Raw genomic sequence first — 18,522 nt, forward strand, 5'->3', positions numbered from 1 at the left:
AAGTAAAGGAAAAAGCGGACAGAACCCCTGATATTGAGCGTAAAACCTGAAAGGAAACAACTTGTGGATTTTAAGACAAAGTCACGATGTTTACAGTTAACAAGGAGGTATATACAAATGAAAATCGTCGATGATAATGGTACCCAGTTTGGTGTTGATAAGGAGGAATCTCAACGTCTTCTTGAAGATATCCTCTCACGTCCCCTTTTTGCTCATTTATCTACTTCCCATGAGAAAGGACCTCGCGATTCACCTGTATGGTTTTTGTGGGAAAATGAGAACATCTGGATTATCGGTAGCTACACGATAGATTCTTTTCCGAAACGGATTGAGCAAGATTCTCGATGTGCAATCGGGATCGTGGACTTTAACATTGAAACAGGTCTCGTCCATCATGTTGGCTTTCGTGGAAAAGCGACCCTTGTACCTCAAGATGCTGAGCGGGTAAAGCGATTGTTAAGCCGTTATATGGGAAAACAAGAACGGTGGGATCCACGGTTCACTGCAGTACTCGGTGATATGGACTGGTTGTTCGTCCGATTTGAACCAGAAACGATAGTAGTCAGAGATCAATCGTATAAGCTTCAGACATGAATATATTGCATCTATACCCTTCGGTATTCATGTACCTAATTCCGTGACAGAAATATCAAAATCACTCAAAAAAGCCAGTATGATGATCAGGTACAATGAAGATAACATATACGCACCCGAGACGACTTTCATTGAGTAGCCAAAAAAGCAAACAGATGCTGGCTAGTATCGAAAATAAGCTAAGTTCAAACATAGAATGACCCAGACCAGTTTGTACGGCTATAAACAAAATGGAAACCAGCCAAGCTATGCTACCTGCATGTAAGAGTAGTCGCTGTCTGTCTTGCTGTTGATTTGAATGCTCCAGTAGCCAAGCTAGCAACAATAGCGTTCGCAAGGCGTGGAAGCCAATTCCATGTAGTACAATAAAATTTCCTTCAGCTCCGATGAAACGGTCTTGCAAGATAATTATAATGATTCCTGTCAGATTAGCTATAAATACCGAGACCAAAGCATAGCGGATGCTCATGATAAGTATAGGGCGCACTAAAGGGGCTTTCATCATCAGGAATTGAATGGCAAGTATGATACTTAAGACGACGAGTACAAGAGATACTGCGCCAAATAAAGCTCCGGCAATGGTATCGACCAAACCGCCAACTTCAGAAAACCGGGGATTGAATCCCCGAAAATTCTGAATGGTTTCGATGATATAGCCATATAAACTAGCAGCAAAAAAAAGCGAATCATTTTTGGGTCAACACTAAAATCAATGGTTGGTATTCGTGATTAAATATGGTAATACCACTAGCGAGCGAAGGAAAAACACGTAGACTCCTGTGGGAAAGCGCAGGGCGAAGACCCCGCAGGAAAAAAGCGAACTTCTTTTTTCCGAGGAGGCTGAGCTCGGGGCCCACGGAAAGCGTAGGGTTTTTCCGTAGCGGTCACTACCAATCATAATTGCCCCTAGTTTGTCAGCCATAGATTTTGGTGAAGAGCCTCATTTTTCTCTTTCGATCTGAAAAAGGATGCAAATGGTAAGATGGCAGCAACGGATAACAGAAAATTCCTACTTCTGCTGTAAACGAGAATACATTTTTAATATTACCCTCCGGAAGGAAAGAAATTTGGATACAAGTTAAGAAAAAATAAAAATGGTTGACATGAGACCCGACTGTCTTCTATTCAGTTGGGTTTCTTTTTTCTGGCGTCTCTCGCAGTCATACGGTAGGGACTGCTGAATAACGGAAAAAGACTGGTACATAAGCATTTTTCCGTTGGTGTTGTCAAAGCTGGATGCAAGGAAATCCATCCTATAAGCAAAAAAACCCTTGCACTTCTGACAACGTACGGAGGGACGGTGCTGCAATGGCGAGACTCCAGCGGAAAAACGGACGCGTCAAGCCCCCGCAGCGCCTGTTTTGCGCGAGGAGGCTTGACCGTTCGTCCGCGGAAAGCGAAGCCATGGAAGCGGCATCCCGGCTTCAGCTGATAGCTGCAAGTTGTTCAGCAATCCCTACGGTAGTGATTAAAATTTACTCGGTAACTTAACCCTTTAAGTGCCGTAGTCGGTGAAAACCCTCTTCCTACTCTACTATTCTCTGTGGGGTTCTCAGAAGACAGAAAACGATCTGTGACAAAAGTTCCTGCCATTGAGCCAATGATCAACGGGATCCCCTGTTTATGTCGAACCTTGAAAGGGGTATAAGAGTAAAAACCGTTCGTATGACACTTCGATAATATAACGATCGTCGCGACCCATTAAGACAGGCCAGGGGGGAGCAATTGTAAAACATACCGAGTCTCACCCGTACGATTTCATTCGCAATAGAATACATCACAAGCACAAAAACGAAAGGAATGGTCATATGCAAACATGGGTCAAGAGAGATAACAACGATTGGTTTCTATATGAGGTCAATGAAGTGGCTTCGGACGGCGATTTGCATGAATTTATCGTCAAAGATGTCAACGGCCTTCTACTAGCCGTGATCAGACCTGAGAACTTAGACGATCAATCCCAACTGATTGGCCAATTAAACCACGGCAAGAGTATTGATGGATGGAAAGATGGCAAGGGGAACACGATTTTTATCCCCATCGGAGAGGAATCCAATCATGAATCGTGATCGACGCTTTTCTCTTACGAAAAAGAACCATTCGGACTTGAGGAACATCAAACGGAGGTTGTGACATGGAAATTTTTGGTGAATTTATTCCGTTGCATATATTTTTGATGCTTTGTGCCATTTATCTTATCGGATTCATCTGGGGGTGGCGCGGCCCACGATTGTACCGACGGGACCGGTTTTTCTCGATGAAAGGCGCCGAGTTCCATGAAGACAGCATGGAGGATGTGAATGCCGGTAGATTGTTTGATGAAGGACTTCCGTTAACGAACGACGGCTCGATTCGGGGGGATTTAAAGGATTCTGCGCGAAGGGAAGTCCATTACCATTACAGTCCTCCCGGTACGAATTCAGGGGCATCTTGGTCTTACTATATTGCCGATCATGTCTTGAACAGCCGGAAGATGATCGATTATGCCAAGATGGCGAAACTGCTCGGCGTGCTCAGTCTCGACCTATCACCGGGCTGGCGGATGTGGCCTTTGCGTTTACTTTCTCACTTTGTTTTTTTTCTTTTTTATTTTTTTGCTGTAGGTTTTATGCCTGTAGTGGTCGTTATGGAATACATCGGGGATCAATCTTATGATCCAAACCCTCCATGGGAGCTGCTCGCTCTCGGTGGCTATATGATTTTTGTCTATATGATCAGTCGATGGGTGTTGGAAACAATCCAGTATACTGTCCAGATTCGCCGGTCAAAAAAGATCGTTATGGAACTGAACCTATTTAAGCATGATGCGACAAGCGATGTGATCAACAAATACTTGCATCGCCAATGTGGATTTTACATGGCAAGTTATGCGGTCCTTATCGTAATCATCTATTTGCTACTCGGCATTGTGGAACCGCCATACGGCATTGATTGGTAGCTGATTTGTGGCAAAAAATAAAGAAAGCATGTGTTAAATCAATTTAAATAAAGTATGGATGAAAGGATGTGGCTTATGGGTTTTTTTGACTTTTTTAAAAGAGATCAAAAACATCAGGAGCAGGTTTCAAAAGATAAGTATTGGGTGCTGACAACGAGTGAAGATGAAATTATCGACCCTGTTTGGGAACAAGTTAAAGGAGCGATTGATCATGCAACACCTGATAGGTCAATGTTCGCTTCACTTGGATATATGCATTCAGGAATCGAAATTGAAGTTATTCAAGTGGTTGGGGAGGATCATGTGTATCGGTTTGAAGCACTGCCGCCAAAAAGTTCTGATGATTATGGGAAAATCTTCGTCAATGACGGCATCTCATATGAAGAAACGTTAAAGCTGTGTGAAGATTTTTATAAACATCAAAGAGTTGTTGGATTCAGAAACTTGCCTATAGAAAAAAAGAAATTTTAGCATGAAAAGCTGGGGCGTTCGTATGTGTTGTTTCGAATATGTTAGAAAACTTGGCTTTTTGCCTATAGCACGAGGCTATCAAAACGAGTACATTGTTGTCTCTGCCACTCAATCTGTCATAATAAGTACCGTATAATGAAATTGACAGGGGACATAGTTTTAGGGGGAGTTACAGTATGATGCATCATGTGAAATATTTAGGTGGACTTTTTGATACGCAAAATCATTTTGGAAAATTATCTGAAGCTGAAGAGAGCAAAGGATTGGTGTGGCGGACCATCGTGAGCGCCTTGCTGATTTGGCTGCTTTCTGGTCTGTTGTTTTATCTTTTTTCAGATGAAATGGTGGCGGATCTTCAAGCAGCCGGCATTGGCGCGGAAGAGGCAGCGTTTACGATCAACCTTATAGCAGGAGGAATGGCTGTATTTATGGCGGGTGTCTCGGTGATTGTTGTTGTCGTTGCTGCGCTTGTCTTTTGGATCTTTTTTCAGGATGTTGGATTTAAAAATCTCTTTATCATTTTTTCTTATTTTTTACCTATTTTTATTCTTGTTACTTTGATTGATCTGCCGTTTCTGATCAACTTCAACATGGATCTGGGGCATTCGATTACAAGTTTGGCCATTATTGCTGAACAAATATGGTCGCAGCCTTTCTTCGTAGCGGTCGGGAGTCAGGTTTCCTTATTTTACATATGGTGCTTCCTTTTGCAAGTGTTTGCCCTAAAGGTGAACAGTGTGAAATCTATCCGTTATATTGTGACCGTCACAGCTATTGTCTACTTGATCATTTTGTTGATTGTAAGTGGAATCTCAACTATCGAAATGCCACAAGGGGTGTAGGAATATGAAGAAAAGAATGGCACTGTTGATCGGATTGTTGATTGTGATCGCTGTAGTAGGTATAAATACATACATATTGTCAGGAAAGCAAGCAAGTGATTCGGAGACCATTGAAACAATCACTGCAACAGAAGAAGATATGTACGAATCGATTGTCGCAAACGGCATCGTTGAACCACAAAGTGAACAACGTGTGTATCAAGAGACGCAACATGGCGATATCGAAGAAATTCACGTGGAGGCGGGCGACGATGTGAGCGAAGGGGATTTGCTTCTCAGTTATGAAGAGGAGGATGAAGTGAGTCGGCAAATCGTCACGATAGAAAATGGCATCGATCGTTTAAACTTGGAGGTCGAACAACAAACTAATCAGATCGCTAATTTGGAGACACAAATTGCCAATGCAGAAAGGGATGGTGAACCAGATGAAGTGATTGAACAGTACGAGCAAGAACGGGACGATCTCCTTTTTCAACAGCAATTATCGAACCAGGAAATGAGTGAACAAGAAGAAGAACTCGAATACTATCAAGACCAACAAAGTGATACACATGAAGTGTACAGCGATGTGGATGGCGTCGTACATGAACGTCTTGAGGTTTCTGAGGCGATGGAAGGCGAAGAGCCCCTCCTACATATCATTTCCGATGAGGATTGGGAGATTAACGGAACGGTTTCTGAATATGACCTCGTTCGTCTTGAAGAGGATCAGGACGTTCGTGTTGAAGCGAACGTGGTAAACGATGAGGACTGGGAAGGGACGATGGTTGAACTCGGCACAGCTCCGGCCGATGAGGATGAGTTCAGTGAAATTGAAATGGAGGAGGACAGCGCCACGAACTATCCGTTTACGGTTCAGTTGGATGAAGAGGCCCCTGAGCTTGTTCATGGCTTTCATACGAATGTTTTTATTGACGTAGAAGCTGCAGTAGCTGCTACGGTGATCCCGGCAGAGGTCATTCAAACCGAAATAGATATGGAGTCAGATGAAGAAATGGAATATGTCGATTCGTTGGAGGATGGGCATGTGACTCGACAAGGGATTGAAACCGGGATTCGCAATGAGCAAGGCGTGCAAATCATTTCCGGGGTCGAACCTGGAGATGAGATCATCATACAAGATGAAGAAAATCCAGTTGTACCGGGAATGGAAGTGAATCAAGATGATTCAACTGACTAAGGTGGAAAAAAGTTATGAAAACGGAGACCAAACATTAACGGTGTTAAAAGATGTGCAATTACGGATAGAAAAAAATGAGTTTGTCGCGATCATGGGGCCTTCAGGGTCAGGAAAGTCAACCCTTATGAACTTGATCGGTTGTCTGGATCAACCATCAGCTGGATCATATACGTTGGATGGAACCGATATTTCGCAGCAAACCGAGATGGCCCTTGCCAGTATTCGCAACAAAAAAATTGGGTTTGTTTTTCAACAATTTCATCTACTGCCCAGGTTAACTGCGGAAATGAATGTGGAATTGCCACTCGTTTATGCCGGTGTAAGGAAAAAGGAGCGCAGAGAACGAGCGCAAGTGGCATTGGGGAAAGTTGGGCTTGGTGATCGGATGAAGCATTATCCGAATCAATTGTCCGGAGGTCAAAAACAGCGTGCCGCCATTGCCCGTGCGATCATTAATGACCCTGCCTTAATTTTAGCGGATGAACCAACCGGAGCTTTAGATACAGTCTCGGGCGAACAAATCATGCAGCTGTTTGAAAAGCTACATAGGGAGAGCGCTACCGTGATCACGGTTACACATGAACGAGAAGTCGCGGATTACGCGCAACGGGTTGTCACCTTTAGAGATGGGGAAATCACCGATGATTGGAGGCAGGAAACGTGTCCTTCATCGACAGTTTAAAAATGGCATTAAGTTCGATATGGAGTCATAAGATGCGCTCGCTCCTGACAATGCTGGGGATTATTATCGGTGTCGGCGCGATCATTGCCATTGTGGCGATCGGCCGTGGTGGTGAAGCGGTGCTCACCTCTCAATTTGCCGGCGGGGGCAATAACACCTTTGAGGTTTATTATGATCCTTCCGACGAAGAGTGGGGAAGCGGTGCTGATCCGTATTCAGCTACGCAATATACAAAAGAGGATATTCGTGCCATCGAGGCGATTCCGACCGTTGAGCAAGTGATTGCCTATGCCCAGACTTCGACAGAAATCGATTATACGCAGGAAAATGCGACAGCACAAGTGGTCGCATTAAACGAAAGCTATTATCAACTAAATGAATTATCCGCTGTAAATGGCCGACTGCTTGATGATCGAGATGTTGACATGGGGCGTAGAATTGCAACTGTGAGTGAAGGGTTAGTTGAGGAGCTTTTTGATAACGGAGAGAATCCGATTGGACAAATAGTCGATATCGAAAATACGCCGTTTGAAATTGTGGGGGTCTTTACTAGGGAAAATCATAGTTTATTCGACTTTACCATGGATGAGGTGCTCATTCCCCAAACGGTGTGGCCGATGCTGTATGGAACGGATGACATGGATATTCTCAACGTGCAAGCCACTTCAGCCGATCACATACAAGAAGCGGGGGAAAATACAACGCAAATCTTAAACGAAAATCATTCTTTGGCGGGAGATTACGAAGTATTGAATATGGAGGAAATTGAAGAAGGGATTTCTCAGGTGACAAACATTACTACCATCATTATTGGGGGTGTTGCGGGAATCGCACTCGTTGTTGGCGGCATAGGCGTCATGAACATTATGCTGGTTTCAGTCACCGAAAGAACGAGGGAGATCGGCTTGCGGAAATCTTTAGGAGCAACGCGTAGCAATATTCTTCTGCAATTCCTTATTGAGGCGATGACGCTTACGACGATTGGCGGGTTGATTGGAACCGGCTTAGGCGCGGGGCTTGCAAATACGGTTGCATTTTTTGTTGGTTGGCCGTCCCTTGTTTCGATTCCTATCATTCTTCTTGGGGTTGGTTTCTCGATGCTCATCGGGATTGTATTCGGGCTCTTACCTGCAAATAAAGCAGCGAAACTCGACCCAATCGAGGCCATGCGTTATGAATAAGATACTTAATTTGTACATACTGTCGGTGAGATGTGGAATGGCACAAGATGGTATTGTATGGAAGGTTGCCGGCAGTATGAAACCTTTGTTTGAGGCTTTACGTAACGATGCAGGCGTAGTGTTATATGGAATGCGTACGCTGCTGACCCGTTTTGCTTATCGGATTATCCTTCATCAGGCTGAATAGTAAAAGGTGATGTCTTGCATACCCATAGGTGTACTGATGAACGATGGTAACCGCTACGGAAAAAACACTACGCTTGGCTGGCCAACGAGGAGATGTAAATATCTTTTTCTTATCGATCACGCAGTATATAATCTTGTATATGAATGGGAGGTTTTTAGATGGAGGAAAAAGCAATGAAAGCGATTCAAGATGATTACCCTGATGATTTTTCTTGGTGTTATGGATGTGGTCGATTGAATGAAAACGGCTACCATCTCCGAACAGGCTGGAGTGGTGAAAATACGGTAACCATTTATACGCCACGCCCCGAGCATACAGGAGGCATCCCGGATTTTGTTTACGGTGGTTTGTTAGCGTCGTTAATTGATTGTCATGGAACTGGATCAGCATCTTTGTATTTGCACCGCAAGAATGGAAATGAGATCGGTGATGGGATTCATCCACCGAGATTCGTAACAAGTTCTCTAAACGTCGATTACAAACATCCAACTCCGATGGGAGAACCATTAAAAGCAATTGGAACAGTAGAAGAAATCCATCCCAAAAAATATAAAGTCTACACGGAGGTATTTGCAACGGACAATCTCGTTGTTACTGGTGAAGTAGCGGCTGTGTTAATGCCAAAAACATTTAGGAAGGAAAATACCTAGTGCAGGACGAATAGATAGCTCCATTATGAAAATAAACGAAAAAAAAGTACGGAAATTCTGTGTGTTAGTTCAGAACGGCTGAAGTAGGGATTTACCCTCATCAAGGACGCTTTTAATGGTCAAATAAAGAGGCCGTTTGGAGAGAGAATAATCTTCAATATAGGGGAAGCTGGAAGGGAACGATGTTAAAAAAAGCATCGCTGCTGATCGTGGAGCTTTGCATGATCTATCACAACGAAAGTGAATCGTTTTAGCCAGTGGGAGGCATGATGTAAGCTCGCTCCCGAATTTTTCATTGGATAAAAGATAAAATCATTGGCTATTCTCATACCGGTAACTACCATTAAAATCTGGATGGATTTCCTTTAAGGAGAAATAATAATGTCAAAAGAACATTGGGATAACAGTTTTTCGGATCAAGATTTTGTTTACGGTCAAAAAGAAAATGTATTTATACATGAAATGAGTCGTATCGTTCCAGACCATTCAAAGGTCGGTTGTTTTGCAGAAGGTGAAGGTCGTAATGCGGTTTACCTAGCTAGATTAGGTCATGATGTGACAGCTTATGACCAATCAACCATTGGCCTTGAGAAAACGCAAAAGTTGGCAAGGGAACGTAAAGTTGATATAAAAACCGTTCAAATTGATTTGACGCAAGAAAAAGTCCATACGAACCTATACGATGCAGCCATTATGGTATTTGGACACGTTCCAAAAACAGATCAACCATTTTTGATGGAAAACATGATCGATGCAGTGAAACCTGGTGGGTATGTCATTTTTGAAGTTTATTCTAAGGATCAACTCCATTATCAAACAGGTGGCCCGCCCTCTTTTGACATGCTGTATGACCCGGCAGAAATCTTAAATTGGATTAAAGATTACACATGTATTCATTTTTATTACGGTGAGGCGACGCGAGATGAAGGAAAAAGACATGTGGGCTTAGGTCATGTTATTCAGGCCGTTATCAAGAAATGATAGGGATCATATTGAACTATTTCTTCAATAAATCCTCTGTCGAAATGACATCCGCATACATGCCGTTCACGGCACTGACAAATGCATCATGAACCTGTTCTGCCGGAACTGTCCTTTCTTGATAAACTAACTCCCTTGTCGCGCATGCATCTTCAATAAGTGTCGTTTCAAAACCTAGATCAACTGCGGCCCTAACGGTGGCATCAATACACATGTGTGTCATCATGCCTGCAACGACGACCTTGGTTACACCTTTTTCTCTCAACTTGCTTTCTAAATCAGTCTGCAAAAAGCTATTAGGGAAATTTTTTACGACAATATTTTCGTCATCTAACGGTTGAACCGTTTCATGTATTTCAGCACCATCTGTATTTGGCAGAAAGAAGCCTAACTCCTGACTGTTAGCGATATGCTGAACATGAAAAATATGATCCTTGTTATTTTGTCTAAACCAATCAATCATTTTAGCAGCGTTAGCGGCTGCTTTGTCAGGGTTGCTTAACGCCATTTTTCCATTTGGAAAATAGTCATTTTGAATATCGACAACGATTAAAGCTGTGCTCATTATTTTCACCTCATCAAACATTGATTACAATAAAAATGATAAAGGATTTTTTAATTTTTATCGATCCTTTGATGAAACACTTTCATATCAAATCATTTCACTGCGAAAGGATTTTTTAATGGACATCGATGAAATTGACGTTCAGATTCTCCAGATACTAACTGAAAATTCACGAATGCAATGGAGAGATATAGGAGAGCAAATTCATATGACCGGTCAAGCAGTAGGGAACCGAATTAAAAAAATGGAGGATAATGGCGTCATTAAGGCCTACTCTCTTGTCACCGATGAAATGAAACTGGGTTTTTCTTTTACAGCGTTTGTCGTTGTTCATATGAAAACGGCACATCATGGTGCTTTTATTCGTTTTATTCAAGATCGAACAGAGGTCGTTGAAGCTCACCGCGTTTCCGGGGACGGCTGTTATCATTTAAAAGTTAAAGTTCAATTCCAAAATCAATTGAATGCTTTTCTTGATCAACTCCTCGAACATGGGAATTATAGTTTAAATCTGTCCATACAAGCTCTTAAACAACAAAACCCGTTTACTGACACAATACAATAATGTTCGGATCCGTCTATTGTTTTTTGTTATATCAAGGAGACAGATAATATTGAGGTAGAGTTTGACGTCCCTCTAGCTGCAGTTTTCTTTCCCTTTGAGGGACGGCAACATGATTTCCCAACATGGGTCGAAGCCGGTCAAAGGATCCGACAACGCCCTTGCATCGGTCGTCTTGTATGGTGGGTGAAACCAACAAAAGTGTCTGCCTGACAACCGTCCCTTCAAGAGCTGTGGGTATGGACAAAGCGAGAATTTTTGAAACTGCCCAGTAGGTGCAAGGAAATCCATCCTATAAACAGAAAAACCCTTGCACTTCTGGCAGCGTACGGATGACGCTGCAATGGTGAAGACATCAAAACGGACGTGTCAAAGACCCCGCAGCGCTGGAGGATTGACCTCCGTTCGTGGAGAGAGAAGCCATGGAAGCGACATCCGGGATACGGAAGACAATATAAATTGAATGCAGACGAATAGGTAATAAATCAATTGACTTTTTGCTAAAAAGAATCTAATATTCAATTAAACAATTAAATAGTTAAGATCGATACTGCAGAAGAGGATTAATTTGTCCGAAGAAAAAATGTATGATGTTATTATTGTGGGTGCCGATCCTGCTGGTATGACAGCGTCCGTATATGCTTCACGCGTAAATTTAAGTAGAAAGAGGTATGCCGGGGTGGTCAAATGGCTGATACGGAACATATAGAGAACTACCCTGGATATGATCCTATTTATGGCGCCGATTTATCCAATAAGATGTTTGGGCATGCGAAAAAGTTCGGTACGGAATATGCACACGGGAATATTAAAATCGAAGACATCGTCGACCAAAAAGTTTGTCAGGCTTATAATTCAACTATTCATTAATATAATTGAATAAAAGGTGATTTGAAATGTTGAATGAAAGAAATTTAAAAGACTTATTGTATCAAGAGTTTTCAAGAATAGGCAAAAGTCTCTCCAGTCCAAAACGACTGGAGGTGCTTGATCTTTTATCTCAAGGCCCAAAGTCAGTGGAAGCATTATCAAAAGCAACGACGATGTCTGTCGCAAACGTATCCCAACATTTACAAACGCTTCACAATGCCAGAATGGTCAAGTTTCGGAAGGAAGGCAATTATGTGATTTATGAACTGGCAGATGATATCATTTCCGACTTTATCAATTCCCTGCATACATTGTCAGAAAAACAGTTTGTACAGGTTCAACAAATTAAACAAACGTTTTTAAATGCCAATTTAGGCATGGATGGGGTTTCGCTTTCAGAACTTAACGATCGTATGGAAAAGGGCGAAGTTTTATTGTTGGATGTCAGACCGAAAGAAGAATATGAAAATGCTCATATTCCGGGGGCTGTTTCCATGCCTGTTGAAGAATTGAGGGGAAAACTTTCTTCTTTGCCAACTAACAGCGATGTTGTCGCCTACTCTCGAGGCCCATACTGTTTGCTATCGGTAGAGGCTGTAGAGTTTTTAAGAAGTCAGGGCATTCATGCTTATCGTTTAGAAAACAGCGTTCAAGATTGGAATGAGTTTCAGGAACATTTACATTAGATAAAGAAGGTGTTTGTTCACGATGGCTGATGGTACAAGTGATTTGGCACAAGAATATATCGATCATCCCGAAAAACAAAAACAATTATATAAACGTACATTGATCATTGTCGTGATTTCGCAAATGTTTGGTGGGGCTGGGTTAGCTGCAGGCATAACCGTGGGTGCGTTGCTGGCAGAAGACATGCTTGGCACAGATGCACTTGCGGGACTTCCGGCTGCTTTATTTACGTTGGGTTCAGCAGGCGCTGCGTTAGCCGTAGGAAGGCTGTCCAATCGTTTTGGAAGACGTATGGGTCTTGCTACAGGCTTTATAACAGGCGGGCTTGGAGCCGTAGGTGTTGTGTTGGCAGCGATTATAAGTAACGTTTTCTTATTATTTGCTTCCCTGCTCGTATATGGTGCAGGGACGGCAACCAATCTACAAGCCCGTTATGCCGGCACAGACTTAGCAACGAACAAACAGCGCGGGACTGCTGTAAGTATAGCAATGGTCGCCACCACTTTTGGTGCTGTTGCAGGTCCGAATTTAGTGGAAGTTATGGGAAACGTCGCTCTCTCTATTGGTATTCCGGAACTCGCTGGCCCATTTATTTTAGCCGCAGCAGCGTTTATTTCAGCAGGTCTTATGTTATTTACTTTTTTACGTCCTGATCCATTCATAATAGCGTTAAAAATTAATGCAAATAAGCAAAATAAAGAATTTGACGAGGCAATAGAGAAAAATCAACTAAATAAAAAAGGAATTACCGTTGGTGCGATTATTATGGTGCTCGCCCAACTGGTTATGCTTGCCATTATGACAATGACCCCCATCCATATGGAACATCATGGCCATACTTTAAGTGCAATCGGCCTTGTTATCGGTATTCACGTTGGTGCCATGTATCTTCCTTCCCTTGTGACAGGCATTCTTGTTGATAAAGTTGGTCGCCCTGCCATGGCCATTGCTGCCGGGGTTACACTGCTCCTTGCGGGTGTCGTAGCAGCCATTGCACCAGGAGGTTCTCTATTCTTTATGATCGTGGCGCTTGCTTTACTTGGAATTGGATGGAATTTCGGGTTGATAAGTGGTACAGCTCTCGTAATCGATTCAACAGAAGCAACTACACGTGCCAAAACACAAGGCACAGTAGATGTTTTTATGGCACTGGCAGGGTCTACTGGTGGTGCCTTGTCGGGAATGGTCGTTGCCGGTTCAAGTTTTGAAATAATGTCATTTGCTGGAGGGATTTTATCGTTAATACTCATTCCTCTTGTGATTTGGTCTATTAGAAGAAAAAATATTGGGTAGGGAAGAGGTGAGCATTATCGATGTTAGTGAAACGGATGAAGTTGCCACGGACAAAATACATGGAGCTAACTATATCCCATTAGGGGATATTGACAGTCGTTTAGACGAAATCGATTGAATCGTTAAAAAGTGTATTAACAAATTAATTCTAATAAAGTCGGTCATAGAACCGTACGCATAATTCTGTTGACTCTGAGGCGGTATTCTCCCTGTCTTCAGGGTTTCTTTTTATGATGAAATCGTATACTTCAAAGAATGATCAAATTTTAAGGCCCCATTCTTCATATAAATCACATATTTTCCCGTTAGACTTGAGATAGATCAATTATGGGAGGATCCAAAGTGGCGGAACGTATACTCATTGTCGATGACGAACGAAAAATGCGACAGTTGATTGGTCTATATTTGACAGAGGAGGGCTATGAACTTGATGAAGCAAGTTCTGGAGCAGAAGCTATCCATAAGGCCACCCGGCAATCCTACGATGCTATTATTTTGGATATTATGATGCCGCGGACTGACGGCTGGGAGGTTTGCAGGCGTCTACGTATCACAGGTTCCCCTATAGGTGTTTTGATACTAACAGCGAAGACAGAAGTGGAAGATCGAGTCAAGGGGCTGGATTTGGGGGCGGATGATTATCTCGTCAAACCGTTCGCACCGGAGGAGCTGATTGCGCGTGTAAAAGCATTGCTCAGACGTAAAACCAGCCCTTTAAATGAAGAATCAGCAGAGATCACAGCCGGTGTATTGTTTATTCAACCGGATCGATACAGCGTAAAAGTAGCGGGACAATCCGTTGACTTAACGGCAAAAGAATTTGAGATTTTATATTTAATGGCTACCCATCCGGAACGGGTATATACAAGGGAGAATGTCATCGAACAGATTTGGGCCATCGATCGTGAATGGCAAGATCCTCGAACGATTGATACCCATATCAAAAATATCCGAACTAAGTTGAAAAAAGCAGGTCTGCCATTTAACCCAATTAATACTGTGTGGGGAGTGGGGTACACCTTTAATACAACGGAAGGAAAATAACTAATGAACAGGATTTTTTATAAGCTTGGTGGATCGATCATGATTTTGTTTCTGATTGTATTACTTCCGTTAGGTTATGTGATGATCCAAATTTTTACCAATTATAATGATCTTCATTTGTACGAAGATACGGAGGAAATGGCGTCTCAATATGCAACGCTTCTTGCTGCCGACGATGATCTTAATTTAGAATTTCTTATCCAATCGATGGATGATGAGACATCCCGAAAGATGGTAATCATTGATTCGAATGGAAACATTGTCGAAGACTCTGGAATCAGCGGTTTTCATAATCCTGAAGATAACATGGGAACATTTACAGACCTTAATGATCAGCAAGAATATATTTATGTTGGAGAACAGGTGCAGGGTAACGATATGGGAGAGGTCTTTATTTTTTCCCCTTCAGATCGCATGGATCAGTCAACCGTTCAAATACAGCATGCGCTGTTTCTATCAGGTATTGGCGCCCTTCTTCTTGCTTTTGGTTTTACGTTTATCGCCTCCAGACAATTTTCCAAACCTCTTCAAGAAATGGAAAGAGCGGCACAGCAAATGACGAGAGGGGAGCTGGACGTGGAAGTGCCTGTAGAAACGAGAGATGAGTTGGGGTCGCTCTCCTATTCCATGAATGAACTGGCGCGCGAACTAAAAAGATATCGGAGCAACAGGCAAGCTTTTTTTTCAAACGTGTCTCATGAATTGCGAACACCGCTTTCCTATATCCAAGGGTATTGTGATGCGTTAAAGAAGGAGCTTTATCGGGATGAGACGGAAAAACAACAGTTTATCAATATTATTCATGAAGAAACACATCGCATGAATCGAATGATCCATGATCTATTTGAATTATCCCGAATGGAAGAAGGGCATTTTCCATTAAATCTTGAGCTCACTCATATCGGGGATGTCATCAATCGTACCAAAACAAAAGTGGTTGCCGAAGCAAAGAAAAAGAACATATCCTTGAGCGAAGATATAGAAGAAGACCTTCCTCCCATTGCAGCAGATAGTTTCCGCCTGGAACAGATCTTCACAAATTTACTGCAAAATGCGGTGAATTACTCGGATAACGGTCATATTTGGATTGAGGTATTTTTGAAAAATGAGGATGTAGAAGTAAAAATCACGGATACGGGAAGCGGGATCGCGACCGAAGATCTTCCCTACATTTTTGAACGTTTCTATCGTGGTGAAAAGTCCAGAGCTCGGGATTTTGGAGGAACAGGTTTAGGACTTTCCATCGCAAAACAATTAACGGAACTTCAATATGGACGCATTCAAGTAGAAAGTGAGCCCGGAAAAGGGACGGCATTTGTGCTGCGGTTTCCTGAAGCAAAGGAGGGAGAAGAATGACTGGAAGGGATTGGTGGATTGCTGTGATTATCATTGCTGTCGGCTTGCATTTTTTGTGTATGTCAGGGATTGTATCTGCCGTGCATAACGTTCCTTCTTATTTTCACCTCCTTTTTAACATTTGTCTCTGGATGGCCAAACCTTTATTAGCAGGCGTGATTATCTATATGATTATTTCTTTCATCAGCAAACGTAAAGAAAGTGAAGCGTAAGTGGTGAACGAAGTACCGCGCAAGCGTTGTGAAAGGAGGGACGCGTTTTATGGATGATGTATCGCTTGGTATTGCCTTTATGGCCGGTTTAATATCTTTCTTTTCCCCTTGTATTTTCCCGTTGCTTCCGGCTTATTTGGCTCAATTGACCGGATCCAATATCTCATCGGGGGCGATTAATGCGGATCGTCGGTTAATTTTTTCGCGAAGTATTGGATTTATTCTTGGTTTTACAATTATTTTCTTGCTGCTGGGATTATCCTCAACCTTGCTTGGATCATGGTTTAATCAGTACAGCGACGCCATTATGCAATTTGGCGGCATCCTCATCATTCTATTTGGATTACAGATGACCGGGTTCCTTTCTATCCGAGCCTTACTTACTGAAAAAAAAGTAGCAAAAACACCGAAAAAAGCATCGAGTTTTTCCGGTTCGGTTCTGTTTGGCCTAGTGTTTGCAGCTGGATGGAGTCCATGTATTGGTATCACACTCGGTTCCATTCTCACCCTTGCGGGAGCATCCGGAACGATGCTAACCGGATCAACGATGCTTTTTGCTTATTCAATGGGGCTGGGGGTACCTTTCATAGGGATGTCGCTCCTTTATGCGCAATCTTTCCAGAAACTTCGTTCCATCAATCGTTTTTTACCGACCATTCAAAAAGGGAGTGGTGTCATTATGATTATATTGGGCATTCTTCTTTTCACAGGTTATTTTGAGAGCATTGCGACGTATTTAGGAGAGTATGTTCCGTCTTGGATGATTTGAATGTTTCCTAAGATGGAAGTGAACGGAGGAAGCGCTTCATGGTGATAACCAGCAGTATCATATCAATCGGGATCATAATAGCAAGTTTTACTGTCGGGTTGGTTTTCTACTTTTTATTAAGTGATTTGCAGAAAAAGGAAAAGAAAAAACATATAGAAGAAGTGATGTCGCAACTGATAAATTTCGTTATCTTTATTTGGGTTGGAAAAATCTTGTTTAATTTGTCTTTATTTCTTCAGGAACCAATGACTATACTCGCTTATCCTGCCGATACCAGCGCATTTTATCTGGCCGTTCTTTTTACTGCCGTCACTATTGTTTATAAATCAATTTGTAAAAATGTAGATATACTCGCTTTTGTTGACGTGTTTGCACATGTTTTTCTAACGGCTTCCTTTTTCTATGAGTTTATGCAACTGGTCTTGAACAATTCATACTCTCTTGGGTATTTGATTATATTGGCCGCACTGTTAATCATGTTCGTCTCTATGCGCGGGCGTTTACCAATGCCTATGCTGCTTATGACGGTATTCGTTGGTTGGACGGCAGGGGTGCTGGTGTTAACGTTTATCCAACCATTTGCAACCGTCTTTGGTTATATCATTGAGCCATGGTTTATCGGTTTGTTTTTCGTTGGCAGCTTATTAATCATGTTTGTTAGCAAAAGAAAGAAGGATGCATAGTGGGTGCCATTGAAGCAGAAACAATGTTGTTCGTCGGTATGATGTTAGCGCTAGGTGCAGGTGCGTTGTCCTTTTTATCCCCTTGTGTATTGCCGATCTTTCCTGCCTACATGTCCTACATTACCGGCATTAGTGTCAAAGAATTACAGGGGGATCATGATGAGAAAATTCGCCGTCAGCTACTAAGCCATTCATTGTTCTTCTTGCTGGGGGTATCGCTGGTATTTATCGGCCTGGGTGCCGGTGCCTCCTTTTTGGGGCAATGGGTGCAAAATTTATTAATTGGTGATACCGGTTTGCTTATCCAACGCATTGCCGGGATCTTTATCATATTCATGGGATTGTTTGTGGCCGGATGGATTACGATCCCGACGCTGATGAAGGAAAAGCGTTTACGGTATAAGAAAAAGCCGGTCGGATTTATGGGCACATTCTTCGTAGGCTTGGGCTTTGCTGCCGGGTGGACACCTTGTATCGGACCGATTTTTGGGTCCATTCTGTTGTTGGCAGCATCTAATCCGGGCCAGGGTATATTCTACACAATGTTTTATGTCATTGGTTTTGCATTGCCCTTCCTTATTTTAACGTTTTTCCTCGGGTCGACGACATGGATTGTGCGGCACAGTGGAGTGATCATGAAGATTGGTGGAGCGCTTATGGTTATCATGGGTTTGGTCTTATTTTTGGGATTGATGCCGTATATTTCGACATGGTTGTTGGATCTCATCGATGATACATGGATGTCACAAATTGGATAAATACCGGAGGTGGTTTC

24 protein-coding genes and 1 pseudogene are annotated in these 18,522 nt (G+C 42.5%); 23 read left to right on the plus strand and 2 right to left on the minus strand.

Features of this window, described 5'->3' with window-relative positions; all coding sequences use genetic code 11:
- The first annotated feature begins 117 nt into the window (after positions 1 to 117).
- Positions 118 to 594, plus strand: a complete 477-nt coding sequence (locus tag HUG20_RS09075; protein WP_200090198.1) for a pyridoxamine 5'-phosphate oxidase family protein — start codon at positions 118 to 120, stop codon at positions 592 to 594.
- 61 nt (positions 595 to 655) lie between these two features.
- Here the strand turns inward: HUG20_RS09075 and HUG20_RS09080 are convergent, their stop codons facing one another.
- Positions 656 to 1,186 (minus strand): hypothetical protein, encoded by a 531-nt coding sequence (locus HUG20_RS09080; protein ID WP_200090199.1) that lies wholly within the window; start codon positions 1,184 to 1,186, stop codon positions 656 to 658.
- A 708-nt stretch (positions 1,187 to 1,894) separates the two neighbouring features.
- Between HUG20_RS09080 and HUG20_RS19460 the strand changes: the two genes are divergently transcribed.
- The 11 genes from HUG20_RS19460 (at position 1,895) to HUG20_RS09130 (ending at position 9,706) form a co-directional block, all read left to right on the plus strand.
- Complete coding sequence (locus HUG20_RS19460; protein WP_281392546.1) at positions 1,895 to 2,026, plus strand: hypothetical protein; 132 nt, start codon at positions 1,895 to 1,897, stop codon at positions 2,024 to 2,026.
- A gap of 376 nt (positions 2,027 to 2,402) precedes the next feature.
- The gene (locus HUG20_RS09085; RefSeq protein WP_200090200.1) at positions 2,403 to 2,663 is read left to right on the plus strand and encodes a hypothetical protein; all 261 of its coding nucleotides are present in this window, start codon (positions 2,403 to 2,405) and stop codon (positions 2,661 to 2,663) included.
- A 65-nt stretch (positions 2,664 to 2,728) separates the two neighbouring features.
- Complete coding sequence (locus HUG20_RS09090) at positions 2,729 to 3,532, plus strand: hypothetical protein (RefSeq protein ID WP_200090201.1); 804 nt, start codon at positions 2,729 to 2,731, stop codon at positions 3,530 to 3,532.
- 75 nt (positions 3,533 to 3,607) lie between these two features.
- On the plus strand, positions 3,608 to 4,003 hold the full coding sequence (locus HUG20_RS09095) for a hypothetical protein (RefSeq protein ID WP_200090202.1): 396 nt from the start codon (positions 3,608 to 3,610) through the stop codon (positions 4,001 to 4,003).
- A gap of 176 nt (positions 4,004 to 4,179) precedes the next feature.
- Complete coding sequence (locus HUG20_RS09100; protein WP_200090203.1) at positions 4,180 to 4,845, plus strand: hypothetical protein; 666 nt, start codon at positions 4,180 to 4,182, stop codon at positions 4,843 to 4,845.
- 4 nt (positions 4,846 to 4,849) lie between these two features.
- A complete protein-coding gene (locus HUG20_RS09105) occupies positions 4,850 to 6,025 on the plus strand; it encodes an efflux RND transporter periplasmic adaptor subunit (RefSeq protein WP_200090204.1) in 1,176 nt (391 codons plus the stop codon).
- Positions 6,009 to 6,707 (plus strand): ABC transporter ATP-binding protein, encoded by a 699-nt coding sequence (locus tag HUG20_RS09110; RefSeq protein ID WP_200090205.1) that lies wholly within the window; start codon positions 6,009 to 6,011, stop codon positions 6,705 to 6,707. The genes HUG20_RS09105 and HUG20_RS09110 overlap by 17 nt, the downstream gene beginning before the upstream one ends.
- Positions 6,686 to 7,888: an ABC transporter permease gene (locus tag HUG20_RS09115; RefSeq protein WP_200090206.1), complete on the plus strand. Its 1,203-nt coding sequence runs from the start codon at positions 6,686 to 6,688 to the stop codon at positions 7,886 to 7,888. The genes HUG20_RS09110 and HUG20_RS09115 overlap by 22 nt, the downstream gene beginning before the upstream one ends.
- 37 nt (positions 7,889 to 7,925) lie before the next feature.
- Positions 7,926 to 8,075 carry a hypothetical protein gene (locus HUG20_RS09120; protein WP_200090207.1) on the plus strand — a complete coding sequence of 50 codons (150 nt, stop codon included), beginning with the start codon at positions 7,926 to 7,928 and terminating at the stop codon, positions 8,073 to 8,075.
- A gap of 158 nt (positions 8,076 to 8,233) precedes the next feature.
- Positions 8,234 to 8,725, plus strand: a complete 492-nt coding sequence (locus HUG20_RS09125) for a PaaI family thioesterase (RefSeq protein ID WP_200090208.1) — start codon at positions 8,234 to 8,236, stop codon at positions 8,723 to 8,725.
- A gap of 381 nt (positions 8,726 to 9,106) precedes the next feature.
- On the plus strand, positions 9,107 to 9,706 hold the full coding sequence (locus tag HUG20_RS09130) for a class I SAM-dependent methyltransferase (RefSeq protein WP_200090209.1): 600 nt from the start codon (positions 9,107 to 9,109) through the stop codon (positions 9,704 to 9,706).
- A 16-nt stretch (positions 9,707 to 9,722) separates the two neighbouring features.
- On the opposite strand, the gene HUG20_RS09135 is transcribed toward HUG20_RS09130, so the two are convergent.
- Positions 9,723 to 10,271: a cysteine hydrolase family protein gene (locus HUG20_RS09135; RefSeq protein WP_200090210.1), complete on the minus strand. Its 549-nt coding sequence runs from the start codon at positions 10,269 to 10,271 to the stop codon at positions 9,723 to 9,725.
- Between the two features lie 118 nt (positions 10,272 to 10,389).
- Between HUG20_RS09135 and HUG20_RS09140 the strand changes: the two genes are divergently transcribed.
- The 11 genes and pseudogenes from HUG20_RS09140 (at position 10,390) to HUG20_RS09185 (ending at position 18,505) form a co-directional block, all read left to right on the plus strand.
- Positions 10,390 to 10,836 carry an Lrp/AsnC family transcriptional regulator gene (locus HUG20_RS09140; protein WP_200090211.1) on the plus strand — a complete coding sequence of 149 codons (447 nt, stop codon included), beginning with the start codon at positions 10,390 to 10,392 and terminating at the stop codon, positions 10,834 to 10,836.
- 565 nt (positions 10,837 to 11,401) lie between these two features.
- Positions 11,402 to 11,670, plus strand: a pseudogene (locus tag HUG20_RS19150) (NAD(P)/FAD-dependent oxidoreductase); the annotation flags it as partial.
- Positions 11,671 to 11,732: 62 nt separating this feature from the next.
- On the plus strand, positions 11,733 to 12,389 hold the full coding sequence (locus HUG20_RS09150; protein ID WP_200090452.1) for an ArsR/SmtB family transcription factor: 657 nt from the start codon (positions 11,733 to 11,735) through the stop codon (positions 12,387 to 12,389).
- 22 nt (positions 12,390 to 12,411) lie between these two features.
- Positions 12,412 to 13,683 carry an MFS transporter gene (locus HUG20_RS09155; RefSeq protein ID WP_200090213.1) on the plus strand — a complete coding sequence of 424 codons (1,272 nt, stop codon included), beginning with the start codon at positions 12,412 to 12,414 and terminating at the stop codon, positions 13,681 to 13,683.
- Entirely contained in the window at positions 13,676 to 13,801 is a 126-nt protein-coding gene (locus tag HUG20_RS19465) for a hypothetical protein (protein ID WP_281392549.1), read from the plus strand. The genes HUG20_RS09155 and HUG20_RS19465 overlap by 8 nt, the downstream gene beginning before the upstream one ends.
- Positions 13,802 to 14,025: 224 nt before the next feature.
- Positions 14,026 to 14,727 carry a response regulator transcription factor gene (locus tag HUG20_RS09160; protein WP_246476599.1) on the plus strand — a complete coding sequence of 234 codons (702 nt, stop codon included), beginning with the start codon at positions 14,026 to 14,028 and terminating at the stop codon, positions 14,725 to 14,727.
- 3 nt (positions 14,728 to 14,730) lie between these two features.
- Complete coding sequence (locus HUG20_RS09165) at positions 14,731 to 16,083, plus strand: sensor histidine kinase (protein WP_200090215.1); 1,353 nt, start codon at positions 14,731 to 14,733, stop codon at positions 16,081 to 16,083.
- Positions 16,080 to 16,295: a hypothetical protein gene (locus HUG20_RS09170; RefSeq protein ID WP_200090216.1), complete on the plus strand. Its 216-nt coding sequence runs from the start codon at positions 16,080 to 16,082 to the stop codon at positions 16,293 to 16,295. The genes HUG20_RS09165 and HUG20_RS09170 overlap by 4 nt, the downstream gene beginning before the upstream one ends.
- Positions 16,296 to 16,344: 49 nt before the next feature.
- Positions 16,345 to 17,064 carry a cytochrome c biogenesis CcdA family protein gene (locus HUG20_RS09175; RefSeq protein WP_200090217.1) on the plus strand — a complete coding sequence of 240 codons (720 nt, stop codon included), beginning with the start codon at positions 16,345 to 16,347 and terminating at the stop codon, positions 17,062 to 17,064.
- Between the two features lie 38 nt (positions 17,065 to 17,102).
- On the plus strand, positions 17,103 to 17,747 hold the full coding sequence (locus HUG20_RS09180) for a hypothetical protein (RefSeq protein WP_200090218.1): 645 nt from the start codon (positions 17,103 to 17,105) through the stop codon (positions 17,745 to 17,747).
- Entirely contained in the window at positions 17,747 to 18,505 is a 759-nt protein-coding gene (locus HUG20_RS09185) for a cytochrome c biogenesis CcdA family protein (RefSeq protein ID WP_200090219.1), read from the plus strand. Before HUG20_RS09180 ends, HUG20_RS09185 begins: the two co-directional genes overlap by 1 nt.
- Positions 18,506 to 18,522: the final 17 nt, after the last annotated feature.

This window comes from Salicibibacter cibi, assembly GCF_016495865.1.
Taxonomy (GTDB): Bacteria; Bacillota; Bacilli; order Bacillales; family Marinococcaceae; genus Salicibibacter; species Salicibibacter cibi.